Source organism: Rhizorhabdus wittichii, assembly GCF_017607425.1.
In the GTDB taxonomy this organism is placed as follows: domain Bacteria; phylum Pseudomonadota; class Alphaproteobacteria; order Sphingomonadales; family Sphingomonadaceae; genus Rhizorhabdus; species Rhizorhabdus wittichii.
The window spans coordinates 3062803-3085083 of sequence record NZ_CP059319.1; the positions used below are offsets into that span (position 1 = coordinate 3062803).

General features: G+C 64.6%; 13 protein-coding genes. 10 read left to right on the forward strand and 3 right to left on the reverse strand.

Annotated elements, in window-relative coordinates; translation table 11 throughout:
* Window positions 1–100 precede the first annotated feature (100 nt).
* The 3 genes from rplJ (at window position 101) to HRJ34_RS14400 (ending at window position 3051) form a co-directional block, all read left to right on the forward strand.
* Window positions 101–616 (forward strand): 50S ribosomal protein L10, encoded by a 516-nt coding sequence (gene rplJ / locus HRJ34_RS14390; RefSeq protein ID WP_029995434.1) that lies wholly within the window; start codon window positions 101–103, stop codon window positions 614–616.
* A 56-nt stretch (window positions 617–672) separates the two neighbouring features.
* The gene (gene rplL, locus HRJ34_RS14395; protein WP_012049663.1) at window positions 673–1053 is read left to right on the forward strand and encodes a 50S ribosomal protein L7/L12; all 381 of its coding nucleotides are present in this window, start codon (window positions 673–675) and stop codon (window positions 1051–1053) included.
* 222 nt (window positions 1054–1275) lie between these two features.
* Window positions 1276–3051 (forward strand): SLC13 family permease, encoded by a 1776-nt coding sequence (locus HRJ34_RS14400; protein ID WP_208631573.1) that lies wholly within the window; start codon window positions 1276–1278, stop codon window positions 3049–3051.
* Window positions 3052–3101: 50 nt separating this feature from the next.
* Here HRJ34_RS14400 and HRJ34_RS14405 read toward each other — a convergent pair whose 3' ends face one another.
* Window positions 3102–3911: an SDR family NAD(P)-dependent oxidoreductase gene (locus HRJ34_RS14405; protein WP_208631574.1), complete on the reverse strand. Its 810-nt coding sequence runs from the start codon at window positions 3909–3911 to the stop codon at window positions 3102–3104.
* A 1013-nt stretch (window positions 3912–4924) separates the two neighbouring features.
* On the opposite strand from HRJ34_RS14405, the gene HRJ34_RS14410 reads away from it, so the two are divergent.
* Both HRJ34_RS14410 and HRJ34_RS14415 read left to right on the forward strand, forming a co-directional pair.
* Window positions 4925–6241 carry a KGGVGR-motif variant AAA ATPase gene (locus HRJ34_RS14410; RefSeq protein WP_208631575.1) on the forward strand — a complete coding sequence of 439 codons (1317 nt, stop codon included), beginning with the start codon at window positions 4925–4927 and terminating at the stop codon, window positions 6239–6241.
* A 26-nt stretch (window positions 6242–6267) separates the two neighbouring features.
* Window positions 6268–7692: a hypothetical protein gene (locus HRJ34_RS14415; protein ID WP_152523672.1), complete on the forward strand. Its 1425-nt coding sequence runs from the start codon at window positions 6268–6270 to the stop codon at window positions 7690–7692.
* A 136-nt stretch (window positions 7693–7828) separates the two neighbouring features.
* Here the strand turns inward: HRJ34_RS14415 and HRJ34_RS14420 are convergent, their stop codons facing one another.
* Window positions 7829–8821 carry a L,D-transpeptidase gene (locus HRJ34_RS14420; protein WP_012049657.1) on the reverse strand — a complete coding sequence of 331 codons (993 nt, stop codon included), beginning with the start codon at window positions 8819–8821 and terminating at the stop codon, window positions 7829–7831.
* Between the two features lie 158 nt (window positions 8822–8979).
* Between HRJ34_RS14420 and HRJ34_RS14425 the strand changes: the two genes are divergently transcribed.
* The 5 genes from HRJ34_RS14425 to HRJ34_RS14445 all read left to right on the forward strand — a co-directional run bounded on the left by HRJ34_RS14425 (window position 8980) and on the right by HRJ34_RS14445 (window position 20742).
* The gene (locus tag HRJ34_RS14425) at window positions 8980–10059 is read left to right on the forward strand and encodes a GGDEF domain-containing protein (RefSeq protein WP_226948791.1); all 1080 of its coding nucleotides are present in this window, start codon (window positions 8980–8982) and stop codon (window positions 10057–10059) included.
* Window positions 10060–10512: 453 nt separating this feature from the next.
* Window positions 10513–14880 carry a DNA-directed RNA polymerase subunit beta gene (gene rpoB, locus HRJ34_RS14430; protein WP_208631576.1) on the forward strand — a complete coding sequence of 1456 codons (4368 nt, stop codon included), beginning with the start codon at window positions 10513–10515 and terminating at the stop codon, window positions 14878–14880.
* A gap of 76 nt (window positions 14881–14956) precedes the next feature.
* On the forward strand, window positions 14957–19228 hold the full coding sequence (gene rpoC / locus HRJ34_RS14435; protein WP_016745217.1) for a DNA-directed RNA polymerase subunit beta': 4272 nt from the start codon (window positions 14957–14959) through the stop codon (window positions 19226–19228).
* 200 nt (window positions 19229–19428) lie between these two features.
* Window positions 19429–20034 carry a hypothetical protein gene (locus HRJ34_RS14440; RefSeq protein WP_208631577.1) on the forward strand — a complete coding sequence of 202 codons (606 nt, stop codon included), beginning with the start codon at window positions 19429–19431 and terminating at the stop codon, window positions 20032–20034.
* Window positions 20035–20391: 357 nt separating this feature from the next.
* Window positions 20392–20742 carry a hypothetical protein gene (locus HRJ34_RS14445; protein WP_012049653.1) on the forward strand — a complete coding sequence of 117 codons (351 nt, stop codon included), beginning with the start codon at window positions 20392–20394 and terminating at the stop codon, window positions 20740–20742.
* Window positions 20743–20959: 217 nt separating this feature from the next.
* On the opposite strand, the gene HRJ34_RS14450 is transcribed toward HRJ34_RS14445, so the two are convergent.
* Window positions 20960–22135: a GGDEF domain-containing protein gene (locus HRJ34_RS14450; RefSeq protein WP_226948792.1), complete on the reverse strand. Its 1176-nt coding sequence runs from the start codon at window positions 22133–22135 to the stop codon at window positions 20960–20962.
* Window positions 22136–22281: the final 146 nt, after the last annotated feature.

Below are 22281 nucleotides of genomic sequence, written 5' to 3' on the forward strand. Positions count from 1 at the left end.
AGGCGACCGACCCCTCGGACGGGTCAGGGGACGGCGTATCGGTCCCTTGGCTCAACAGCCCCTGCGGATGTGCTGCAGGGGTGGTTCTAAGGAGTAAGGCATGGATCGAGCTCAAAAAGCCGAGCTGGTCGCCGAACTGAAGAGCACCTTCGAGGGCACGAGCGTGGTGATCGTCACCCGCAATCTCGGCCTGACGGTCGCGCAGTCCACTGCGCTCCGCACGAAGATGCGCGAAGCCGGCGCCAGCTACAAGGTATCGAAGAACAAGCTCGCCCGCATTGCCCTCGAGGGCACGACCTATCAGGCGATCAACGATCTCCTGGTCGGTCCGACCGCGCTCGCCACCTCCGCCGATCCCGTCGCCCCCGCAAAGGTGATCGTGGATTTCGCGAAGACCAACGACAAGTTGGAAATCGTCGGCGGCGCGATGGGCGAGACCGTCCTCGACGTGGCCGGCGTGAAGGCGCTGGCCGAGCTGCCGTCGCTCGACGAGCTGCGCGCCAAGATCGTGGGCCTCATCCAGGCGCCCGCGACCAAGGTCGTCCAGATCGTCCAGGCCCCGGCCGGCCAGCTGGCCCGGGTGTTCGGCGCTTATGCGGCGAAAGAAGACGCCTGATCTTTCGATAGCATCACGGAAACATATTGGGCCGATGGCCCGCATGGAGACTTAAAATGGCAGACCTGCAGAAGCTTGTTGACGATCTTTCGGCCCTCACCGTCCTCGAGGCCGCTGAGCTTTCGAAGCTCCTCGAAGAGAAGTGGGGCGTTTCGGCCGCTGCGGCGGTCGCGGTTGCGGCCCCGGCCGGCGGCGCCGGCGCCGGCGCCCCGGCAGCCGAAGTCAAGGACGAGTTCGACGTCATCCTGACCGGCGACGGCGGCAAGAAGATCAACGTGATCAAGGAAGTCCGCGCGATCACCGGCCTGGGCCTCACCGAAGCCAAGACCCTGGTCGAGTCGGCTCCGAAGGCCGTCAAGGAAGGCGTCAACAAGGACGAGGCCGAGAAGCTCAAGAAGCAGCTCGAGGAAGCCGGCGCGACCGTCGAACTCAAGTAAGCTTTTTCGCTTCTTGCGATTTCAGGAAGGGCGGTCTCCCCGAGGGGAGGCCGCCCTTTCCTTTTGCCCGCGTCCGTTGCCGAGGTGATGGCCCGCCCGACGTTCCGGGCTAGAGCGGCCGCTCCAGCTTATTGTCTACCCGCGATTTCCGGGCCGGCAGATGTTTCCAGCTGCCTGGAAATCGCTCTGGGAACAACGCCGCGCTGGCGCGTTATGTCGGGGATGACCACGCCGCAATGGCTCTCGATAGCCACCCTCGCCGGGATGATGGGCCTCTTCGTCTGGGGCCGGTTCCGCTACGACGTGACCGCGATCCTCGCGCTGCTGGCGGCGATCGCGCTGGGCATCGTCAGCCCCAAGCAGGCGTTCAGCGGCTTTTCCGACGACATCGTCATCATCGTCGGATCGGCGCTGGTCCTGTCGGCGGCGATGCAGCGATCGGGCCTGATCGAGCGCGCGCTGGGCTTCGTCGGTGGGCATGTGAAGCGGGTGCGGAGCCAGTTGCTGGTGCTGACCGCCTCGGTCGGCCTCGCCTCGGCGCTGGTCAAGAATGTCGGCGCGCTGGCGATGCTGATGCCCGCCGCGGTCCAGATGGCGAAGAAGAACGACGCGAGCCCGTCGGTCTTCCTGATGCCGATGGCGTTCGCGTCGCTGCTCGGCGGGCTGATGACGCTGGTCGGCACCTCGCCCAACATCATCGTCAGCCGCGTGCGCGAGGAGATGACGGGCCAGCCGTTCGGCATGTTCGACTATCTGCCGACCGGCCTCGGCCTGCTGCTCGTCGGGCTGCTCTTCCTGCGCTTCGGCTATCGCCTGCTCCCGCGCGAGCGCCGGGCGACCGCGACGCTGGGCGAGGCGCTCGACATCTCCAGCTACGTCACCGAGGCGACGATCGCCCCGGGATCGCCGGCCGAGGGCGAGACCGTCCGCGAATTCGTCGAGCGGCACGATCGCGACATCGGCATCGCCCGGGTGCTGCGCGCCGGCATCCGCACCGTGCCCGCGGCCGGGCTCGTCCTGCACGAGGACGACACGCTGATCCTGACCGGCGCGCCCGACGCGCTGGAGCGCGCGATCGCGGGGGACGGGCTCGCGCTGGTCGGCGACGATCGCGAGCGGCCGAAGGGCAGCGAGGGCGACGCGATCGGCGTGATCGAGGGGGTGATCGGCGCCTCGTCGGTGCTGATCGACCAGACGGCGGGCCGGATGCGGATGCAGGAGCGCTACGGCGTCAACCTGATCGCGGTGTCGCGCGCGGCCGAGCGGCTGACGCGCCAGCTCGGCGAGACCAAGCTCAGCGCCGGCGACGTGATCGTGCTGCAAGGGCCGCTCCCGCTGCTGCCCGACCGGCTCCGCGACCTCGGCGTGCTGCCGCTGGCGCAGCGCCCGCTGCGGCTGGGCGCGTCGGGACGGAGCTGGCTGCCGCTGATCGTGCTGGCGGTGGCGATGGCCGCGACCGCGGCGGGGCTGGTGCCGGTGGCGGTCGCCTTCTTCGCGGCGGCGGGGATCGTGATGGCGACGGGGGCGCTGCCGCTGCGCGAGGCCTATGAGGCGGTCGAATGGCCGATCCTGATCATGCTCGGCGCGCTGATCCCGGTCAGCGATTCGCTGCGCACGACGGGCGCGTCGGACCTGATCGCGACCCGGCTGGCCGACGTCGCGGCGACGCTGCCGCCGTGGGGCGCGGTGGCGCTGATCCTGGTGGCGGCGATGGCGGTGACGCCGTTCCTCAACAATGCGGCGACGGTGCTGGTGATGGCCCCGATCGCGGCGGTGTTCGCGCACGACCTCGGCTACCGCCCCGAAGCCTTCCTGATCGCCACCGCGATCGGCGCCGGCTGCGACTTCCTCACGCCGATCGGCCACCAGTGCAACACGCTGGTGCTGGGCCCGGGCGGCTACCGGTTTGGCGATTACGCCCGGCTGGGGGCGCCGCTGTCGCTGCTCGTCGTGCTGGTGGGGACGCCGCTGGTGATGTGGGTGTGGCCATTGCGGTGAGGGGCGGGACGCGGCCGGCGAATGGAGGCCCCCCGCGATCCGACAAGGATTCAGAAGAACTGGGCGCTGCCGCCGTCGACGCGGATGGCCGCGCCGTTCGTATAGCCGGACAACGGACTAGCCAGGAGCGCGACGGCTACCGCTATTTCGCGCGGACGGCCCAGACGCTTCACGGACTGCGGCGTGATCTCCGACGTATAGATGCGTTCATTCTCCGCGAAGTCGTCGCCCCAGTTCAGTTGGGTCTTCAACTCGTCGAGCCAGCGGTCGACCGCTGGCGTCAGGATGGTGCCGGGGATCACCGCGTTGACGGTGATGCCATGCGGGCCCAGCGATTTCGACAGGTTGCCCGTGAAATTGTTCACCGCGGCCTTGGGCGCGGCATAGTCCGGCATGAAGCCCGCGATGTGCGAGCCGCCGGTGCTGGAGATGTTGATGACGCGACCCCAGCCCTGCTCCCTCATCCCGGGCACGAAATGCTGGGCGAGGCGCAGGCCGGCGATGAAATTCACGCGGTAGCTGCGTTCCCACTCCTCCGCCGGCACCTCGTCCCAGGACGGGTTGTGCATCTGGAGAACCGCGCCGCAATTGTTGACCAATATGTCGACCGTTCCCAACGCGGCCAGCGTATCGCGGGCTACCCGATCGCCCGCGTCGGCATCGGCAAGGTCGCCGAAGGTCGCCGCCGTCCGCACACCCTTTTCGGCGACGAGGCGCGCCGTCTCCTCGGTGCGCGCCCGGTCACGCCCATGGACGACGACATCGCACCCCTCGGCCGCCAGTTCGAGGGCGATCGCCTTGCCGAGGCCGGAGCTGCTGCCGCTGACGAAGGCGCGCTTGCCACGAAGTTCCAGGTCCATTCGCCTCTCCCGTGCTGGCCCGCGACCTTACCGCTCCGGGCGACAAGGACTAGTGGGGCGCCTCCGAAGAAGGCGAGACATCACATAGCCGGTGGTGTGCAGGGAGTCCCATGAGCCAAGCCGGCGGATCATTGCGTTGGCCAACGAAGCGGAAAGGAGAGGGGATAGCGTTGCCCCCCGATGCCTGAATTCCTACCATTCCTCGATAGTGCGGCGCCAGCGATGATGATGGCCCCGTTCGGCGCGATGTTCGCGCGCGACCTCGCTACGCTCCGCCTTCCTTCGGCGCCGGTTGCAACTTCCTCAGCCGATCAGCCACCAGAGCAACACGCTGATGCTGGGCCCGGGCGGCTACGAGTTCAAAGATTGCGCCCGTCTGGGGCGCTACTGTCGCTGTTCGTCGTGCTGGTGGCAACGCCGCGCTGGCGATATGGATGTGGCCGTTGCAGTGGAGGTTCTGGCGCTGCCAACAGCAGCCATTCAGGACTGCGGACCAAATCTGGAAAGGGGGCTCATTCAGTTTGCAGGTCTGTAACAACCGGTGAAGCTCCAGAGCCATCGCCCAGCCTGCGCATGCCGTTGCAGAGACGATTGAAAAACCGCTACTATGGTGAATAGTTGAAAACTATCGCGATGCCGCGCTTCGACACTATCATGATTCGGAAAGGCTTGCCCACGATCAGCGATTTGACAATGCAAGCCATCTGATCGGCTTTGCGGCAGAGTGTGCGCTCAAATATCATTTTGGTGTTACCGCACTGTCGGACACACCAAAAACCCATCTGCCCGATCTGGCGGCGGCAATGCGACGCCGGTTCTCAGCACGAGATCCCAACCAGGCGGCGATGCACGGCCTACTGACTATGTTCGGATCGGCATTCTTTTCGGGGTGGTCGGTAAACGACCGTTACAGTCAGGATGGTACTATCGGCAAAGAACACTACAATCGGTGGCGCGATCAAGCCCGTCGAACGCTTGGTGCAGCGAGACTCAAGTTAAGCGGTCCCGAATAGATGATGACTTTTGATCAAGCCCTACCCGCAATGACGCGCCTGATCCTTGAGATACTTGGCGATAAATGCCTTGCGACCGGTCTCGTGTTGAGAGACGCGGCCGGCACGCTGACATTCGTGATCAGGGGCAATTACGCTGGTTCTAAGCGTGCCCAGTTTGATAAACGCGTGCGAACTGTGCTGTCGGCGTATGCAGAGCTCCCCTCAGCGACTCCGGAGGAACTTTTCGACGACAGCCTTAAAGGGAACACCGATACGATTCTAGAACGGGTGTCGATCGATGAAACCCGAGTAGTCGAAGTGAGACTTATTGATCGACAAATCATCGGACAAGATTGGACTCGTCCAAATTTCAACCCAGCCTCCTCATTACCTCTCCTAACCTTTTTTAGCTGTAAGGGCGGGGTAGGTAGATCGACGGCCCTTGCAATCGCTGCATCCGACTTCTCTGCACGCGGCAAGAATGTATTCATCATAGATTGTGATCTGGAGGCTCCCGGTCTCGGCAGCATTCTTCTTGGATCAATGGATTTGCCACCCTATGGCCTCCTCGACTATCTTATCGAGAACCGTATGTCAGGCGTCTCGGACGATTTTCTCGAACAATGTTTGGCGCCGTCACCGCTCACAGCTGGTCGTGGCCTCATTGAAGTCATGCCTGCGTTAGGCCGCAGCGGGCAAGATAGTCCTGGTAGTACTATCCCAAAACTTGGTCGTGCATACCTCAGCCAGTCTAGCAACGCTGCAGAACCGATTTCCTATCTAAAGCAGATGCGATCTCTCATAGAGAGACTAGAAAAGCGAGGTCGTAGTGACGTAATATTTGTCGACGCTCGTTCAGGCCTCAGCGAAAGCACTGCCCCAGCCGTGATAGGTCTTGGAGGTGATGTTTTATTGTTTGGTGTAAACACGCCCCAAACAATTGAGTGCTACGGCTATCTACTCGCCCATCTCGCAAAATTTGTGCCCGAGGAGGATAATGCGCACGACTGGCGCGCCAAGCTCAGAATGATACATGCTAAAGCGGGCCGCGGAGAAGAGGCTTGGCGACCCTATCGCGAGCTGAGTTACGAGATATTTGCCGCCAGTCTTTATGAAGAGGAGGCTGAGCCCTCCTTATCTGTATTCAACTTCGATATCGACGATCCCGAAGCGCCACATTTTCCATGGCCAATTCCGCTGGATGCCGATTTTGCTGAATTTGATCCAACCAATCGGCGATCATCCTTGCAAAGAGATTTTTACGATCGAACATTTGGCAGTTTTGTCGATCGACTATTTGCCCTCTCCTTTCCCGAAGAAAGCAGCCCGCGGTGATCGACCAGACATCTATACGATCCGTGATGAAGGCACTGAACCCGTCAGTCGCACATCGCGCGGCTGAAACGCCTGATATCAATGAGATTTATGCGCCGCCTTCGCATGCGGACGCCCTCGACCCAGATAGAGTACTTGTGGTTGGTAGCCGCGGCGTAGGTAAGAGTTTTTGGGCTGCCGTTCTGGCAGACCCCAAAACGCGCGCCGCCGCAGCCGCCTCATATCCCAAGCTCGATCTAAACTCTTTTGATGTGTTCCTCGGTTTCCATGAGGGATCGATCGCTTCCAGTTCGATCGCGCCCACCGCACCCGTTTTGAAGCAAGCACTTAAGGTATGCGATGATCCTGCGTGGATATGGCGAAGCGTCGTTCTGAAGGCGCTTGCACCGAAGGAAGGGCCAGATCGACTTACTGACCGGGTCCAATGGCTGATGGATGACCCTGAGGAATATTCAGAACTGATCAGCGATGTTGAAAATCGCCTGCTTGCAAGCAAGCGGCGGGCACTCATCGTGTTCGACGCACTGGACGTGATGGCCAACGATTGGAATACTATCCGAGAACTCACTGTAGGCTTAGCTCGCGTTGCACTGGAACTTGTTTCCAGTAAAACGATTCGTCTCAAAATGTTCATGCGTCGCGACCAATTCAACGACATGCGACAAAAGACATTTGCGGACTTTTCGAAGCTGCGAACCGCAGCGGTCGAACTTGATTGGTCATATAAAGATTTATTTGGCGCCCTTTTTTCTCGCCTCTGGCAAGATACGGGATCAAGTAAAGCCCTCGCAACTCTTGCGCAGGAAGCGGGGATCGTGGGCAAATCAGGGGGAGCTGTCCCTCTGCTGCTCAGAGAGGACGAAGCGGCGCAAGAGCGCCTATTTGCTCTCATCGCAGGCGAATTCATGGGAGTTAATGCCAAACGCGGCCGGACCTATTTGTGGCTGCCACGACACTTGGCGGACGGTCACGGCGAAACCAGCCTGAGAAGCTTTCTGATCGCACTTAAGGAGGCGGCCGAGAGTACGTCGGACCGCAATCCGCTCGCCGTTGATCGAGTCAGCATCAATCAGGGTGTACTCAAGGCGTCGCAAACGCGACGCGAGGAGATTAAGGAAGATCACCCTTGGGTTGAAGATGCCATTCCGCCCCTGGAAGGGTTAATCGTGCCCTGTCCGGATCAGGAGCTCATTACACGTTGGCATGATGCCAACACTGTTCAAAAGATTAGACGTCGGCATGATCCTGAGAGGCCGGCAGCTCCAGTCCAGTTATCAACGCTGACGGACGATGGCAGCCCTCGCGCTGCGGAGGCCGCCCTTCTTCAAGCCCTTGAGGAGCTAGGGGTGATAGAGCGTCGCAGCGAAGGCCGCGTCAACGTTCCGGACATTTTTCGCGTAACGGCCAAGATCAAACGAAAAGGGGGACTTGCACCGAGGCGACGCTCGTAACCTTTTTACCCTAAGTTGCAGCTTTACGCGTTAATTATCAAGGAGTTGCCTGCTCGTTAACTGCCAAAAATCGACGACAGGATAGCCATCACATGTCCCCACTTTCGTCCGAACATCAGTCACGCTCCGCCCCCCCTCACTTCCCCGCCGTCATCACCGTCATCTTCTTGCCGGCGCCGCCGGTCTGGAGGGTGTCGGGGGTGACAACCACGGTCGTCCCCGGCGCGACGACGGCGGCCATCGCCACGCGGATGTCCTCGGGGACGGTCAGGCGGGCGCGTTCGTCGGGGGTGACCTCGACCGGGGCGTTCAATGCCTCGCCCGGCATCGGCAGCTTCATCCACTTGTAATTGTCGCCCTCGATCGCGCCGAGCGTGTAGGCGGTGGTGCCGGTCACCGCGCCGGCGATCTTGACCGGGGCGGAGCCGATCGGAACGCCGTTGCGCAGCACCAGCATCCGCTTGTCGGCGCTGCTGATCACGATCGACACCGGCCCGGTCGTCGAGCGCTCGGGCTGCCACAGCGAACCGCCGAACAGATCGCTCTCGGCCTTCGACGCGGTGTTGCTGAGCACCGCGGGGCTCGGGGCGAAGCGCGGCACGTCGGCGCCGGCCGTGACGATCACCGTCAGCCCGAGCTTGGTGACCCCGTAGAGCAGCTTGGCGAAGCCCATCGGCAGGCGGACGCAGCCGTGCGAGGCGGGATAGCCCGGCAGGTTGCCCGCGTGCAGCGCGATCCCGTCCCAGGTCAGCCGCTGCATGTAGGGCATCGGCGCGTTGTTGTAGAGGTTCGACTTGTGGTCGACATTCTTCTGGAGGAGCGTGAACACGCCGGTCGGCGTCTCATGCCCCTTCTTGCCGGTCGACACGGTCGAGATGCCGATCGGCACGCCGTTGCGATAGGCATAGGCGCGCTGCTGCGCGATCGACACGACGATCACCACCGGCCCCTCGGGCGCGACCTGCGGCGCCCAGAGGAAGTCGCCCGGCTTCATCGCCGCCACCGTCTCCCCGACCGTCGCGCCCTGGAGCGAGGGCGCGCCCTGGAGCTGGGCGGCGGCGGCGGGCGCGGCGGGCGCGACCAGCACGGCAGCGGCGGCGGCGGCGAGGAGGAAGAAGGTCCGGGTCATGATCGCATCTCTACAACTACGGTTCGGGTCGTCCCCAGATTGTTGCAGCGCCGATCGGATCGCAAGAGCCTCGCAGCGGTCCCGTGCCGGAACAAAGGGATTGCATGCCCCCGGGAGCGTTATAGAGCAGAGGGGACAGGTCGAATCCGGCGGGAGGGATGTCGGTCGTGCTGCCCGGCGGGGATAGTGTCGAAAGGGGTCCGGCGATGGAGGAGACGGCAGGGCTTCGCCGCCGCTTCCTGATCATCGTGATCCTGTGCGGCCTGCTCTGGGGCGGGCTGATGCAGATCCCGGCCTCGCTGGGATGGGTGCCGCTGGGCCCCGAGCAGACGCGCAACAACCTGCTGTTCGTGGCGATGAGCAGCGCGACCCTGCTGGTCGCCTGGCGCCGGCCGTCGAGCTTCCTGCCGGTCGCGGTCGTCTATTTCGCGGGCGCCCTGCTCTATGCGAGCGCCGCCCAGTTCCTGGTGGTCGAGGACCAGCTCCGCATGCTGCTGTTCTTCCCGCTGGTCGGGGCGATCTTCCTGATCATCGGCCGCGCGGCGGCGTGGATCGCCATCCTGGTGGCGATCGGCGTGTTCGCCGCCGCGTCGGCCGACGGCAGCATCCGGGTGTCGCCGCTGGCCGCCAGCACCTTCGTCATCACCCTCTGCATCATCGGGCTGTTCTTCCAGGCGTTCAGCCATCAGACGACGCGGGCGCTCACCATGATCTCCCGCCAGAACCTCGCGCTCGACGCCGCGGCGAAGCAGGACCATCTCACCCGCCTGCTGAACCTCCGCGCCTTCCGCGAGGCGATGCAGGCCCATGCCGGCGACCTGCGGCCGGACAGCGGCTTCAGCGTCGCCTTCGTCGACGTCGACCATTTCAAGGCGATCAACGATCGCTACGGCCACGCGATCGGCGACGCCGTGCTGGTCGCCCTCGCCCGCACGCTGGAGGCGGCGGTGCGCGCGCCCGGCGAGGTGGCTCGGATCGGCGGCGAGGAGTTCGCCATCCTGCTGCCCGGCGCCGACCTGGCCGAGGCCGCGCCGGCGGCGGAGCGGATGCGGGCCGCGGTGGCGGCGATGCAGGTCGACGCGGGCGGCGCCACGCTGTCGGTGACGGTGTCGATCGGGCTGGCGGCGTCGCGGTCCTCGTTCGACACGATCGACGCGCTGCTGCAGGCCGCCGACGCCGCGATGTACGAGGCGAAGCGCGGAGGGCGCAACCGGGTGGCGCTGGCCGGGGCGGGCTGAGGGAGGACATGGGGCATCATCCCGCTCCCCGCCGTCATTCCCGCGAAAGCGGGAATCCATGGACGACGGCCCGCAGGAGACGAAATGTGCCGTGACCGTGGATTCCCGCCTTCGCGGGAATGACGGAAGAAAATGGGGGAACGACGGAAAGAGGGGGCAAGCAGCCCCACCCCCTTCCCAAAGCCCATGGCCGGGACTATATAGCGCGTCCTACTTACATCGGCAGATGCCCGACGCGCAGAGCGCGGGTGCCGCCCTTGGCCCTCCGGGACACGGACCGTCCAGCGAATGGTCCGCGACGAATTGGAGAAGGTTTTCAAGGGTTTCCAGAACGCTGGCAGTGCGGTTCCGATCAGCCCGGACCCGCACTTTTCGTCGTGGGGGCTCCCCCGCGAATCGGGCTGCGGGCCGCTGCGAGGCGGAAAAAAGTTTTTGACGCGAGGGAAGATACGCATGGCCACCCAAGCAGTTCCGGCGACCGCCAAGAAGCGCATCCGCAAGGTCTTCGGGAACATCCACGAAGTCGTCCAGATGCCGAACCTGATCGAGGTTCAGCGCGAATCCTACGAGCAGTTCCTGCGGTCGCGCCCGGCCGACGGCTATGTCTCGGGCCTCGAAAAGACGCTCCGCTCGGTCTTCCCGATCCGCGACTTCGCCGGCACCGCCGAGCTCGACTTCGTCCAGTACGAGCTGGAGGACCCGAAGTACGACACCGACGAGTGCCGCCAGCGCGGCATGACCTATGCGGCGCCGATGCGCGTCACCCTGCGCCTGATCGTGTTCGAGGTCGATCCCGACACGGAGACCCGCTCGGTCCTCGATATCAAGGAGCAGGACGTCTACATGGGCGACATGCCGCTCATGACCGAGAACGGCACCTTCCTGATCAACGGCACCGAACGCGTCATCGTGTCGCAGATGCACCGCTCGCCGGGCGTGCTGTTCGACCATGACCGCGGCAAGACCCACGCCTCGGGCAAATATCTGTTCGCCGCGCGCGTCATCCCCTATCGCGGCTCGTGGCTCGACTTCGAGTTCGACGCCAAGGACATCGTCAACGTCCGCATCGACCGCAAGCGCAAGCTGCCGGTCACCTCGCTGCTGCGCGCGCTGGGCGACGCGGTGATCGAGGTCAATCCCGACAAGGGCAAGTTCGAGGCCGGCGACATCGTCGCCATCTCGGGCGTCAACCGCGCCTGCCGGGTCAAGGCGGTCGCGGGCAGGCTCGTCACCGTCGAGGACCCGACCGGCGCGATCATCCCGGGCGGCCTGATCCAGACCGCCGAGGGCGAGAAGATCGGCCATGTCGCGCGCATCCGCCTGCAGGGCATGTCGGGCGAGGACATCCTCAACTATTTCTACCGCACGCAGCGCTTCGTGCGCGGCGAGAACGGCTGGAAGGTCCCCTTCGTCGCCGAGAACTGGCGCGGCCAGAAGCCGGCGTTCGACGTCGTCAACGCCGACACCGGCGAGGTCGTCTTCCCGGCCGGCACCAAGATCAGCCCCCGCGCCGCCAACAAGGCCGGCAAGGACGGGCTCGAGACGCTGCTGATCCCGACCGACCAGATCTTCGGCCGCTATTCGGCCTATGACCTGATCGACGAGTCGACCGGCCGCATCTACATCGAGGCCGGCGACGAGGTGACGCCGGAGAATCTGGAAGCGCTCGACAAGGCCGGCTTCGACCATGTCGACCTGCTCGACATCGACCATGTCTCGACCGGCCCGTGGATCCGCAACACGCTGAAGGCCGACAAGGTCGAGGACCGCGACCATGCGCTGAGCGAGATCTATCGCGTCATGCGCCCCGGCGAGCCGCCGACGAAGGAGACCGCCGAGGCGCTGTTCGCCGGGCTGTTCTTCGACTCCGAGCGCTACGACCTGTCGGCCGTCGGCCGCGTCAAGCTCAACATGCGCCTCGAACTCGACGCCGAGGACACCGTCACCACCCTCCGCTCGGAGGACATATTGGCGGTGGTCAAGACGCTGGTCGACCTGAAGGACGGCAAGGGCGAGATCGACGACATCGACAATCTCGGCAACCGCCGCGTCCGTTCGGTCGGCGAGCTGCTGGAGAACCAGTATCGCGTCGGCCTGCTCCGCATGGAGCGCGCCGTGAAGGAGCGGATGTCGTCGGTCGACGTGTCGACGGCGATGCCGAACGACCTGATCAACGCCAAGCCGGCGGTCGCCGCGGTGCGCGAATTCTTCGGCTCGTCGCAGCTGTCGCAGTTCATGGACCAGACCAACCCGCTGTCGGAAGTCACCCACAAGCGCCGCGTCTCGGCGCTCGGGCCGGGCGGCCTCACCCGCGAGCGCGCGGGCTTCGAGGTCCGCGACGTCCATCCGACCCATTATGGCCGCATCTGCCCGATCGAGACGCCGGAAGGCCCGAACATCGGCCTGATCAACTCGCTGGCGAGCTTCAGCCGGGTCAACAAATACGGCTTCATCGAGACGCCGTACCGCAAGATCGTCGACGGCAAGGTGACCAACGAGGTCGTCTACCTGTCGGCGATGGAGGAGGCCAAGCACACCATCGCGCAGGCGAACGCCGAGCTCGATGGCGAGGGCCGCTTCGTCGAGGACCTGATCTCCGCCCGCGAGGCCGGCGAGTTCCTGATGGCGCCGCGCGACCATGTCACGCTGATGGACGTCAGCCCCAAGCAGCTCGTCTCGGTCGCCGCGTCGCTGATCCCGTTCCTGGAGAATGACGACGCGAACCGCGCGCTGATGGGGTCGAACATGCAGCGCCAGGCGGTGCCGCTGGTCCGCGCCGAGGCGCCGTTCGTCGGCACCGGCATGGAAGAGACGGTCGCCCGCGATTCGGGCGCCGCGATCGCCGCCAAGCGCTCGGGCATCGTCGACCAGGTCGACGCGACCCGCATCGTGGTCCGCGCCACCGGCGCGGTCGACGCCGGCAAGTCGGGCGTCGACATCTACACGCTGATGAAGTTCCAGCGCTCGAACCAGTCGACCTGCATCAACCAGCGCCCGCTGGTGAAGGTGGGCGACGTAGTCAACGCCGGCGACATCATCGCCGACGGCCCGTCGACCGAGTTCGGCGAGCTGGCGCTGGGCCGCAACGTCCTCGTCGCGTTCATGCCGTGGAACGGCTACAACTACGAGGACTCGATCCTGATCTCCGAGCGGATCGTGAAGGACGACGTCTTCACCTCGATCCACATCGACGAGTTCGAGGTGATGGCCCGCGACACCAAGCTCGGGCCGGAGGACATCACCCGCGACATCCCGAACGTCGGCGAGGAAGCGCTGCGCAACCTCGACGAGGCGGGCATCGTCTATATCGGCGCCGAGGTCGAGCCGGGCGACATCCTGTGCGGCAAGATCACGCCGAAGGGCGAGAGCCCGATGACGCCGGAGGAGAAGCTGCTCCGCGCCATCTTCGGCGAGAAGGCGTCGGACGTCCGCGACACCTCGCTGCGGCTGCCGCCGGGCGTGTCGGGCACCGTCGTCGACGTGCGCGTGTTCAACCGCCACGGCATCGACAAGGACGAGCGCGCGATGGCGATCGAGCGCGAGGAGATCGACCGCCTGACCAAGGACCGCGAGGACGAGCGCGCCATCCTGAACCGCGCCAACTACGCGCGGCTCAAGGAGATGCTGCTCGGCCAGATCGCGACCGCGGCGCCGAAGGGCATCAAGAAGGGCTCCGAGATCAACGAGGAGCTGCTCGCCGAGGTCGAGAAGCGCGAATGGTGGAAGTTCGCGGTGCAGGACGACGCCCGCCAGGCGGACCTGGAGGCGGTCAAGGCCCAGTATGACGACGCCGTCGGCCTGATCGTCAAGAAGTTCGAGGACCGGGTCGAGAAGCTGCAGCGCGGCGACGAGCTGCCCCCGGGCGTGCTCAAGATGGTCAAGGTGTTCGTCGCGGTGAAGCGCAAGCTGCAGCCGGGCGACAAGATGGCCGGCCGCCACGGCAACAAGGGCGTGATCAGCCGCATCCTGCCGCAGGAGGACATGCCCTTCCTGGAGGACGGCACCCCCGTCGACATCGTGCTCAACCCGCTCGGCGTGCCGAGCCGCATGAACGTCGGCCAGATCTTCGAGACGCACCTCGGCTGGGCCGCCCGCGGCCTGGGCAAGCAGGTGACGAGCGCCCTCGAAGCCTGGCGCGAGGCCAATCCCGACGCGCAGGCGGCGACCCCGCCGGCGGCGGTCGTCGACCGGCTGAAGGAGGTGTACGGCAAGGAATATCATGCCGACATCGAAGGCCGCTCGACCGACCAGATCGTCGAGATGGCGGGCCTGCTGAAGAACGGCGTGCCGATGGCGACGCCGGTGTTCGACGGCGCCCGCGAGGCGGACGTGGCCGAGATGCTGCGCCGCGCCGGGCTCGACGAGAGCGGCCAGGTGGAACTGTTCGACGGCCGCACCGGCGACCAGTTCGACCGCAAGGTGACGGTGGGCTACATCTACATGCTGAAGCTCCACCATCTCGTCGACGACAAGATCCACGCGCGCTCGATCGGCCCGTACAGCCTGGTTACCCAGCAGCCGCTGGGCGGCAAGGCGCAGTTCGGCGGCCAGCGCTTCGGCGAGATGGAGGTGTGGGCGCTCCAGGCCTATGGCGCCGCCTACACGCTGCAGGAGATGCTGACGGTGAAGTCGGACGACGTGGTCGGCCGCACCAAGGTCTACGAGGCGATCGTCAAGGGCGACGACACCTTCGAGGCCGGCATCCCCGAGAGCTTCAACGTGCTCGTCAAGGAAATGCGGTCGCTCGGCCTCAACGTCGAGCTGTCCTCGATCGAGGACCAGTCCGACGACGACGACGGCCTGGCCGAAGCAGCGGAGTGATCCGGGCAGGCGCCGGTTCCGGCCGGCGCCGCCCCCTCCCCCGCCCGAGAGATCGACCCTTCAGAGGGACTGAAAAATGAACGAACTGACCAATTTCGCCAATCCGGTCGCGAAGCCCGAGACCTTCGACCAGATCCAGATCGGCATCGCCAGCCCGGAGCGCATCCGCAGCTGGTCCTTCGGTGAGATCAAGAAGCCGGAGACGATCAACTACCGCACGTTCAAGCCCGAGCGCGACGGCCTGTTCTGCGCGCGCATCTTCGGTCCGATCAAGGATTACGAGTGCCTGTGCGGCAAGTACAAGCGCATGAAGTACAAGGGCATCGTCTGCGAGAAGTGCGGCGTCGAGGTCACCGTCTCGAAGGTCCGCCGCGAGCGGATGGGCCATATCGAGCTGGCCGCCCCGGTCGCGCACATCTGGTTCCTCAAGTCGCTGCCGTCGCGCATCGGCCTGCTGCTCGACATGCAGCTCAAGCAGCTCGAGCGGGTGCTCTATTTCGAGAGCTACATCGTCATCGAGCCGGGCCTGACCCCGCTGGAGAAGTATCAGCTCCTCAACGAGGACGAGCTGCTCGAGGCGCAGGACGAATATGGCGAGGACGCCTTCTCGGCCGGGATCGGCGCCGAGGCGGTCCGCCGCATGCTGGAGGAGCTCGACCTCGAAGGCGAGAAGGAGGACCTCCTCAAGGAGCTCGCCGAGACCAAGTCCGAGCTCAAGCCCAAGAAGATCATCAAGCGGCTCAAGGTCGTCGAGAGCTTCCTGGAGTCGGGCAACCGCCCCGAGTGGATGATCCTCGAGGTGATCCCGGTCATCCCGCCGGATCTCCGCCCGCTCGTGCCGCTCGACGGCGGCCGCTTCGCGACGTCGGACCTCAACGACCTCTATCGTCGCGTCATCAACCGCAACAACCGCCTCAAGCGGCTGATGGAGCTGCGCGCGCCGGACATCATCGTCCGCAACGAGAAGCGCATGCTGCAGGAGTCGGTCGACGCGCTGTTCGACAATGGTCGCCGCGGCCGGACGATCACGGGCGCCAACAAGCGCCCGCTGAAGTCGCTCAGCGACATGCTGAAGGGCAAGCAGGGCCGCTTCCGCCAGAACCTGCTCGGCAAGCGCGTCGACTATTCGGGCCGCTCGGTGATCGTCACCGGTCCGGAGCTGAAGCTGCACCAGTGCGGCCTGCCGAAGAAGATGGCGCTCGAGCTGTTCAAGCCGTTCATCTACGCCCGGCTCGACGCCAAGGGCCTGTCGATGACGCTCAAGCAGGCCAAGAAGTGGGTCGAGAAGGAGCGCAAGGAGGTCTGGGACATCCTCGACGAGGTGATCCGCGAGCATCCGGTGCTGCTCAACCGCGCGCCGACGCTCCACCGCCTCGGCATCCAGGCGTTCGAGCCGGTGCTGATCGAGGGCAAGGCGATCCAGCTCCACCCGCTGGTCTGCTCGGCCTTCAACGCCGACTTCGACGGTGACCAGATGGCGGTCCACGTGCCGCTGTCGCTGGAGGCGCAGCTCGAAGCGCGCGTCCTGATGATGTCGACCAACAACATCCTGTCGCCCGCGAACGGCAAGCCGATCATCGTCCCGTCGCAGGACATGGTGCTGGGCCTCTATTATCTGTCGATGCTGAAGGAAGGCGAGCCGGGCGAGGGATCGCTGATCGCGGACATGCAGGAGGTCCACCAGGCGCTGGCCGCCAAGGCGGTGACGCTGCACACCAAGATCATCAGCCGCGTTCCGCAGACCGACGAGGACGGCAACCAGTACATGAAGCGCGTCGAGACGACGCCGGGCCGCATGCTGCTCGGCGAGACGCTGCCGAAGAGCCACAAGGTTCCGTTCGAGACGGTCAACCGCCTGCTGACCAAGAAGGAGATCGGCGACGTCATCGACATCGTCTATCGCCACACCGGCCAGAAGGAGACGGTGCTGTTCGCCGACGCGATCATGGCGCTGGGCTTCCGCCACGCCTTCCAGGCCGGCATCTCGTTCGGCAAGGACGACATGATCATCCCCGAAGCCAAGGAGAAGGAGGTCGAGGAGACCCGTCTGCTGGTGAAGGACTTCGAGCAGCAATATCAGGACGGCCTGATCACGCAGCAGGAGAAGTACAACAAGGTGATCGACGCCTGGTCGCGTTGCGGCGACCGCGTGGCGGCCGAGATGATGAAGGAGATCTCGGCGGTCAAGAAGGGCGCCGACGGCCGCGAGAAGCCGATCAACGCGATCTACATGATGGCGCACTCCGGTGCCCGCGGTAGCGCCGCGCAGATCAAGCAGCTCGCCGGCATGCGCGGCCTGATGGCCAAGCCGTCGGGCGAGATCATCGAGACGCCGATCATCTCGAACTTCAAGGAAGGCCTGACGGTCCTCGAGTACTTCAACTCGACCCACGGCGCCCGCAAGGGTCTCGCCGACACCGCGCTCAAGACGGCGAACTCGGGCTATCTGACCCGCCGCCTGGTCGACGTGTCGCAGGACTGCGTCGTCGTCGAGGTCGATTGCGGCACCGACCGCGCGCTCGACATGAAGGCGATCGTCCAGGGCGGCGCCACCATCGCGTCGCTCGGCGAGCGCATCCTGGGCCGCACCGCGGCCGAGGACATCGTCGATTCGAAGACCAACGAGGTCCTGATCGCCGAGGGCACGCTGCTCGACGAGGCGATGGTCGCGGCGGTCGAGGCGATCGGCATCCAGTCGGTCAAGATCCGCAGCCCGCTGGTCTGCGAATCGAAGGGCGGCGTCTGCGCGGCCTGCTACGGCCGTGACCTCGCCCGCGGCACGCCGGTGAACATCGGCGAAGCGGTCGGCGTCATCGCGGCGCAGTCGATCGGCGAGCCGGGCACCCAGCTGACGATGCGGACCTTCCACATCGGCGGCGCGGCGCAGCTCAACGAGCAGTCGAACCTCGAATCGGTCGCCGACGGCAGCATCGAGTATCGCGAGCTCCGCACGATCACCGATCCGCGCGGACGCCGCGTCTCGCTGAGCCGCAGCGGCGAGGTGGCGATCATCGACAGCGAGGGCCGCGAGCGCGCGACCCATCGCCTGCCCTATGGCGCGCACCTGCTGCTCGACGACGGCGCGGCCGTCGCCAAGGGCGATCGCATCGCCGAATGGGACCCCTTCACCATGCCGGTGATCACCGAGACCGGCGGCATCGTGAAGTATCAGGACCTGATCGACAACCAGACGCTCACCGAGCAGACCGACGAAGCCACCGGCATCAGCCAGAAGGTCGTCATCGAGTATCGCGCCACCAGCCGGAAGGAAGACCTCCGTCCGCGCCTGACGCTGCTCGACGACAGCTCGGGCGAGACCGCGCGCTACATGCTGGCGCCGGGCGCGATGCTCTCGGTCGAGGACGGCCAGGAGGTGAAGGCCGGCGAGGTGCTCGCCCGCGTCAGCCGCGAGTCCGCCAAGACCCGCGACATCACCGGCGGTCTGCCGCGCGTCGCCGAGCTGTTCGAGGCGCGCAAGCCCAAGGAGAACGCGATCATCGCCAAGGTCTCGGGCCGCGTCGAATTCGGCAAGGACTACAAGGCCAAGCGCAAGATCATCATCCGTCCGGACGATGGTTCGGAGCCGGTCGAGTATCTGGTGCCGAAGTCGAAGGTCATCGACGTCCAGGAAGGCGACTACGTCAAGCGCGGCGACAACCTGATCGGCGGCTCGCCCGATCCGCACGACATCCTCGAGGTGCTCGGCATCGAGCCGCTCGCCGAATATCTCGTGTCGGAGATCCAGGAGGTCTATCGCCTCCAAGGCGTGAAGATCAACGACAAGCACATCGAGACGATCGTTCGCCAGATGCTGCAGAAGGTCGAGATCACCGACGGCGGCGACACCACCCTGCTCCCCGGCGAGCAGGTGGACCGCGAGGAGATGGACGAGATCAACGCCAAGGCGGATGCCGAGGGCCGTACGATCGCGCAGGGCAAGCCCGTGCTGCTCGGCATCACCAAGGCCTCGCTCCAGACGCGCTCGTTCATCTCGGCCGCGTCGTTCCAGGAGACGACCCGCGTCCTCACCGACGCGTCGGTGCAGGGCAAGGTCGACACGCTGAACGGCCTCAAGGAGAACGTCATCGTCGGCCGCCTGATCCCGGCGGGCACCGGCGCCGGCATGAGCCGCCTGCGCGTCACCGCCAGCAGCCGCGACGCCGCGCTCCGCGCCGCGCAGCGCAACTGGCAGGAGTCGCTGATCGCGCCGCAGACCGCCGCCGAGGAGCATGCCGCCGAGCTGCGCCAGCCGGTCCAGGCCGACACCGGCGACGATCCGCTCGGCGCGGTGGTCGGCGAATCGCACGGCACCGACGCCGATGCGGGCGATTACCTGACCGAGGAGTGATCCTCCCGGCCCGACGGTCGGATCGTCGAACGAGAAAGGCCCCGCCGGAGCGATCCGGCGGGGTTTTTCTTTGTGGGCGGACGAGAGCGTGCGGGACTATCTTCCAACGCTTGTGCGTTATTGAGCGCAGCGCCCGTCTTGCCGCTACTCTCGTCAGTGCTCATAAGCGGTTCCGGACGCAGCGGGGGCGAGGCGCAGCGATGAAAATGAGAAAACCCACTCATCAAGAGATCATTTACGGCATGACGGCGTGGATGGGTGCCAGTCTCGGGCTTGTCGTAGGCATTGCTTATCCGGGTATTTCGGATGCGACCTCGATCCTGACGCTTTTGGGCGGCGCTACTGGCGCTGCAGCCGCCGTTCTCGGTGCAATCTTTTTCGAGCATCGCAAGAGTGCACAGGTCGCTAAGGTTGAGCGCGGGATACTTCGCGCCGCGTTCGCGAGACTTTCGGCGGTTGCAAAAAATACATCTCACGAATTTTCAACTGCGAATTCCTCGGATGCCATCAGGTTAATGACGACATTTATAGTCGCAATGAAGGTTAGTATTGATGTTCTCAAACAAGCTGAACGACGCTCTAGCGCACTCGACTTTCTAGATATGGTAAGTGTTATCGCCAATCGTAAACATCTAAACAAAATGCGCGCACAATTCCAAAAGCTTCAAGGAATTGTTGAAGATTTATCTTCCATGACAGGCGTTGATGTGCAAAAAAAATACATAGAAGCTCAGGAAATTCTTACTAAGCAATGTGCTGAAATTGCCGATATGATGGCCGAAAAGGCGAAGGAATTTACCGACTGAGCGGTATATTCACCCAGCATATCTGCCCTCGCGAGATTGGGATCAACGGATTCTTCCAAGACGCGATTTCGCTTTCGTTTAACGGCCCTACAGGATGAACGGAAGCGAGAACGAAGGATATAGAAAGGTGATGGTTTTCGTTCCGCTGAAACACCGACGCTTCCGTTCAATAGAATGGCCTTCGTCGACAGCCTTTATTGGTCCTCTTCACTGATCGATCTCAATTCTCAAGAAGAGCGTACCAATCGATTTTATCCTTCGAAAGCGTCATAAAAGTGTAACAACAAAATTCTTCCGAATTCCGCCGATTCTGTCATCATGATGCAACAAACAGCGATTTCGAATCGGAGGGATGCCATGAAGTTCAATTGCGTTCTCGTCGGTGCGGCCCTGGCCATCGCGGCTCCGGCTCTTGCCCAGCCGACCGAGGTCGCCGATCCCTATGGCGCGGGATCGATCTCGAAGGGTCATTACAGCACGATCGAGCGCAAGCTCGAGACGGCCTACCAGAAGGGCGACCGCTCGCCGGAAGTGCTGCTCAACCTCGCCGCGATCCGGCTGGGCGAGAAGCGCGGCGCCGAGGCGCGCGACCTGTACAAGGCGGTGCTCGATCAGCCCAATGTCGACATGGCGACGCTCAGCGGCAACGCGACCTCGCACGAGGTCGCCCAGCGCGGCATGGCCGGCGCCCTGGCGATGATCGACTGATCCCCCTCGCCGACGCTTTCAAGGGCCCGCAGGAGCGATCCTGCGGGCCTTTTTCATGGCGGCGGTTAGATGCGGACGCCCTCGCCTGTCCGTCATTCCCGCGAAAGCGGGAATCCATGGACGGCGGCTCGCAAGAGACGAAATGTGCCGTGACCGTGGATTCCCGCTTTCGCGGGAATGACGAAAGAGGGTGGCAGTAATCCCGGAAAGGGCCCGATCAGCCCGCGCCCGTCTCTCCGCCCCAGCGTGTGCCGTCATAGGCGGCGACGCCGGTGGCGGCGCGCTTGCTGCCGGTCAGGGCGCGTTCGGCGCCGAGCAGCAGCCGTTCGAGGTCGGCGCCATGCTGCAGGTCGATGGCATAGCCGATATTGGCGGTGATGATGATGTCCTCGCCCGCCACCGCATAGCTCTTGTCGAGCGTGGCGACGATCTGGTGCGCCAGTCCCTGCGCCTCGGCCGCGTCGGTCATGCCGGGCTGGATGACGACGAAATCGTCGCCGTTGAGATGGATGACGAGGTTGTCGCCCTTCACCACCCGGCGCAGGCGCTGCGAGACCGCCTTGAGCAGCGCGTCGCCGGCCATGTGGCCGTACATCTCGTTGACCGGTTCGAGCTGGTTGATGTCGAGGCAATGGACCGCGATCAGCTCCGATTCGTCGGCGCGGGCGATCAGCCGCTCGAACCGCTCGCGCAGGACGAGACGGTTGGGCAGACCGGTCAGGTCGTCCTGCCGCGCCAGCGTCTCCATCAGCCGGCGCATCGATATCTGCGCGGCGGTCTCATGATAGCGCTGGATCATCGACAGGACGCCGCCGGCCAGGAACAGCGTGGTGAGCAGCGCCGCCGCCCAATGCGCCTCCCCCGGCATCAGCAGCGCGACGAAGATCATCGGCACGGTCGCGATCACCACCGCCGGGACGCTGACCCACAGGCGCAGCGCCACCGTCGCCGCCACCCCGGCGCCATAGCCGTAGACCAGCGCGACCAGGGGTACGTGCAGGTCCGGGTCGATGATCCCATAGGCCCGCGCCGCGAAGGCGCCGAAGGCCGCCGCGAAGCCGACATAGGCGAGGCCGAAGCTGCGCTCGATCGAACGGGCGACGTGGAGGCCGATTCCGGGCGTCTGGACCTTGCGGCGGAGCCCGAACAGGACGAACAGGCGGATCGCCGAGGCGATCAGCCCGAGGCCGTAGAACAGCAGCATCAGCGGGTCGTCGGTGCGCGCCGTCAGATAGGCGCCGGTGCCCGCGAAGCACAGCGTCATGATCATCGCCGGGAAGGTGTAACCGAACAGCGACTGGACGAGTTCGATATAGGTGCCTTCGGGCAAGCGCTCCCTGCCGGGCCGGACCACGCGACGGCGACCGCGGATGAGGGCACGCAAAAGCTTCAACCAGGGGCTCCTTCCAACCCGTGTCACGCGGCCGATCCCGATCCGACCCATAGCAGAAAACGGCCGGCAGGAGTACCAAGCATTACGAGACCATTTCCGGGCAATTGGTTTAAGAAAGGCTGAAGTCCGCGACGGACCGCGAACGG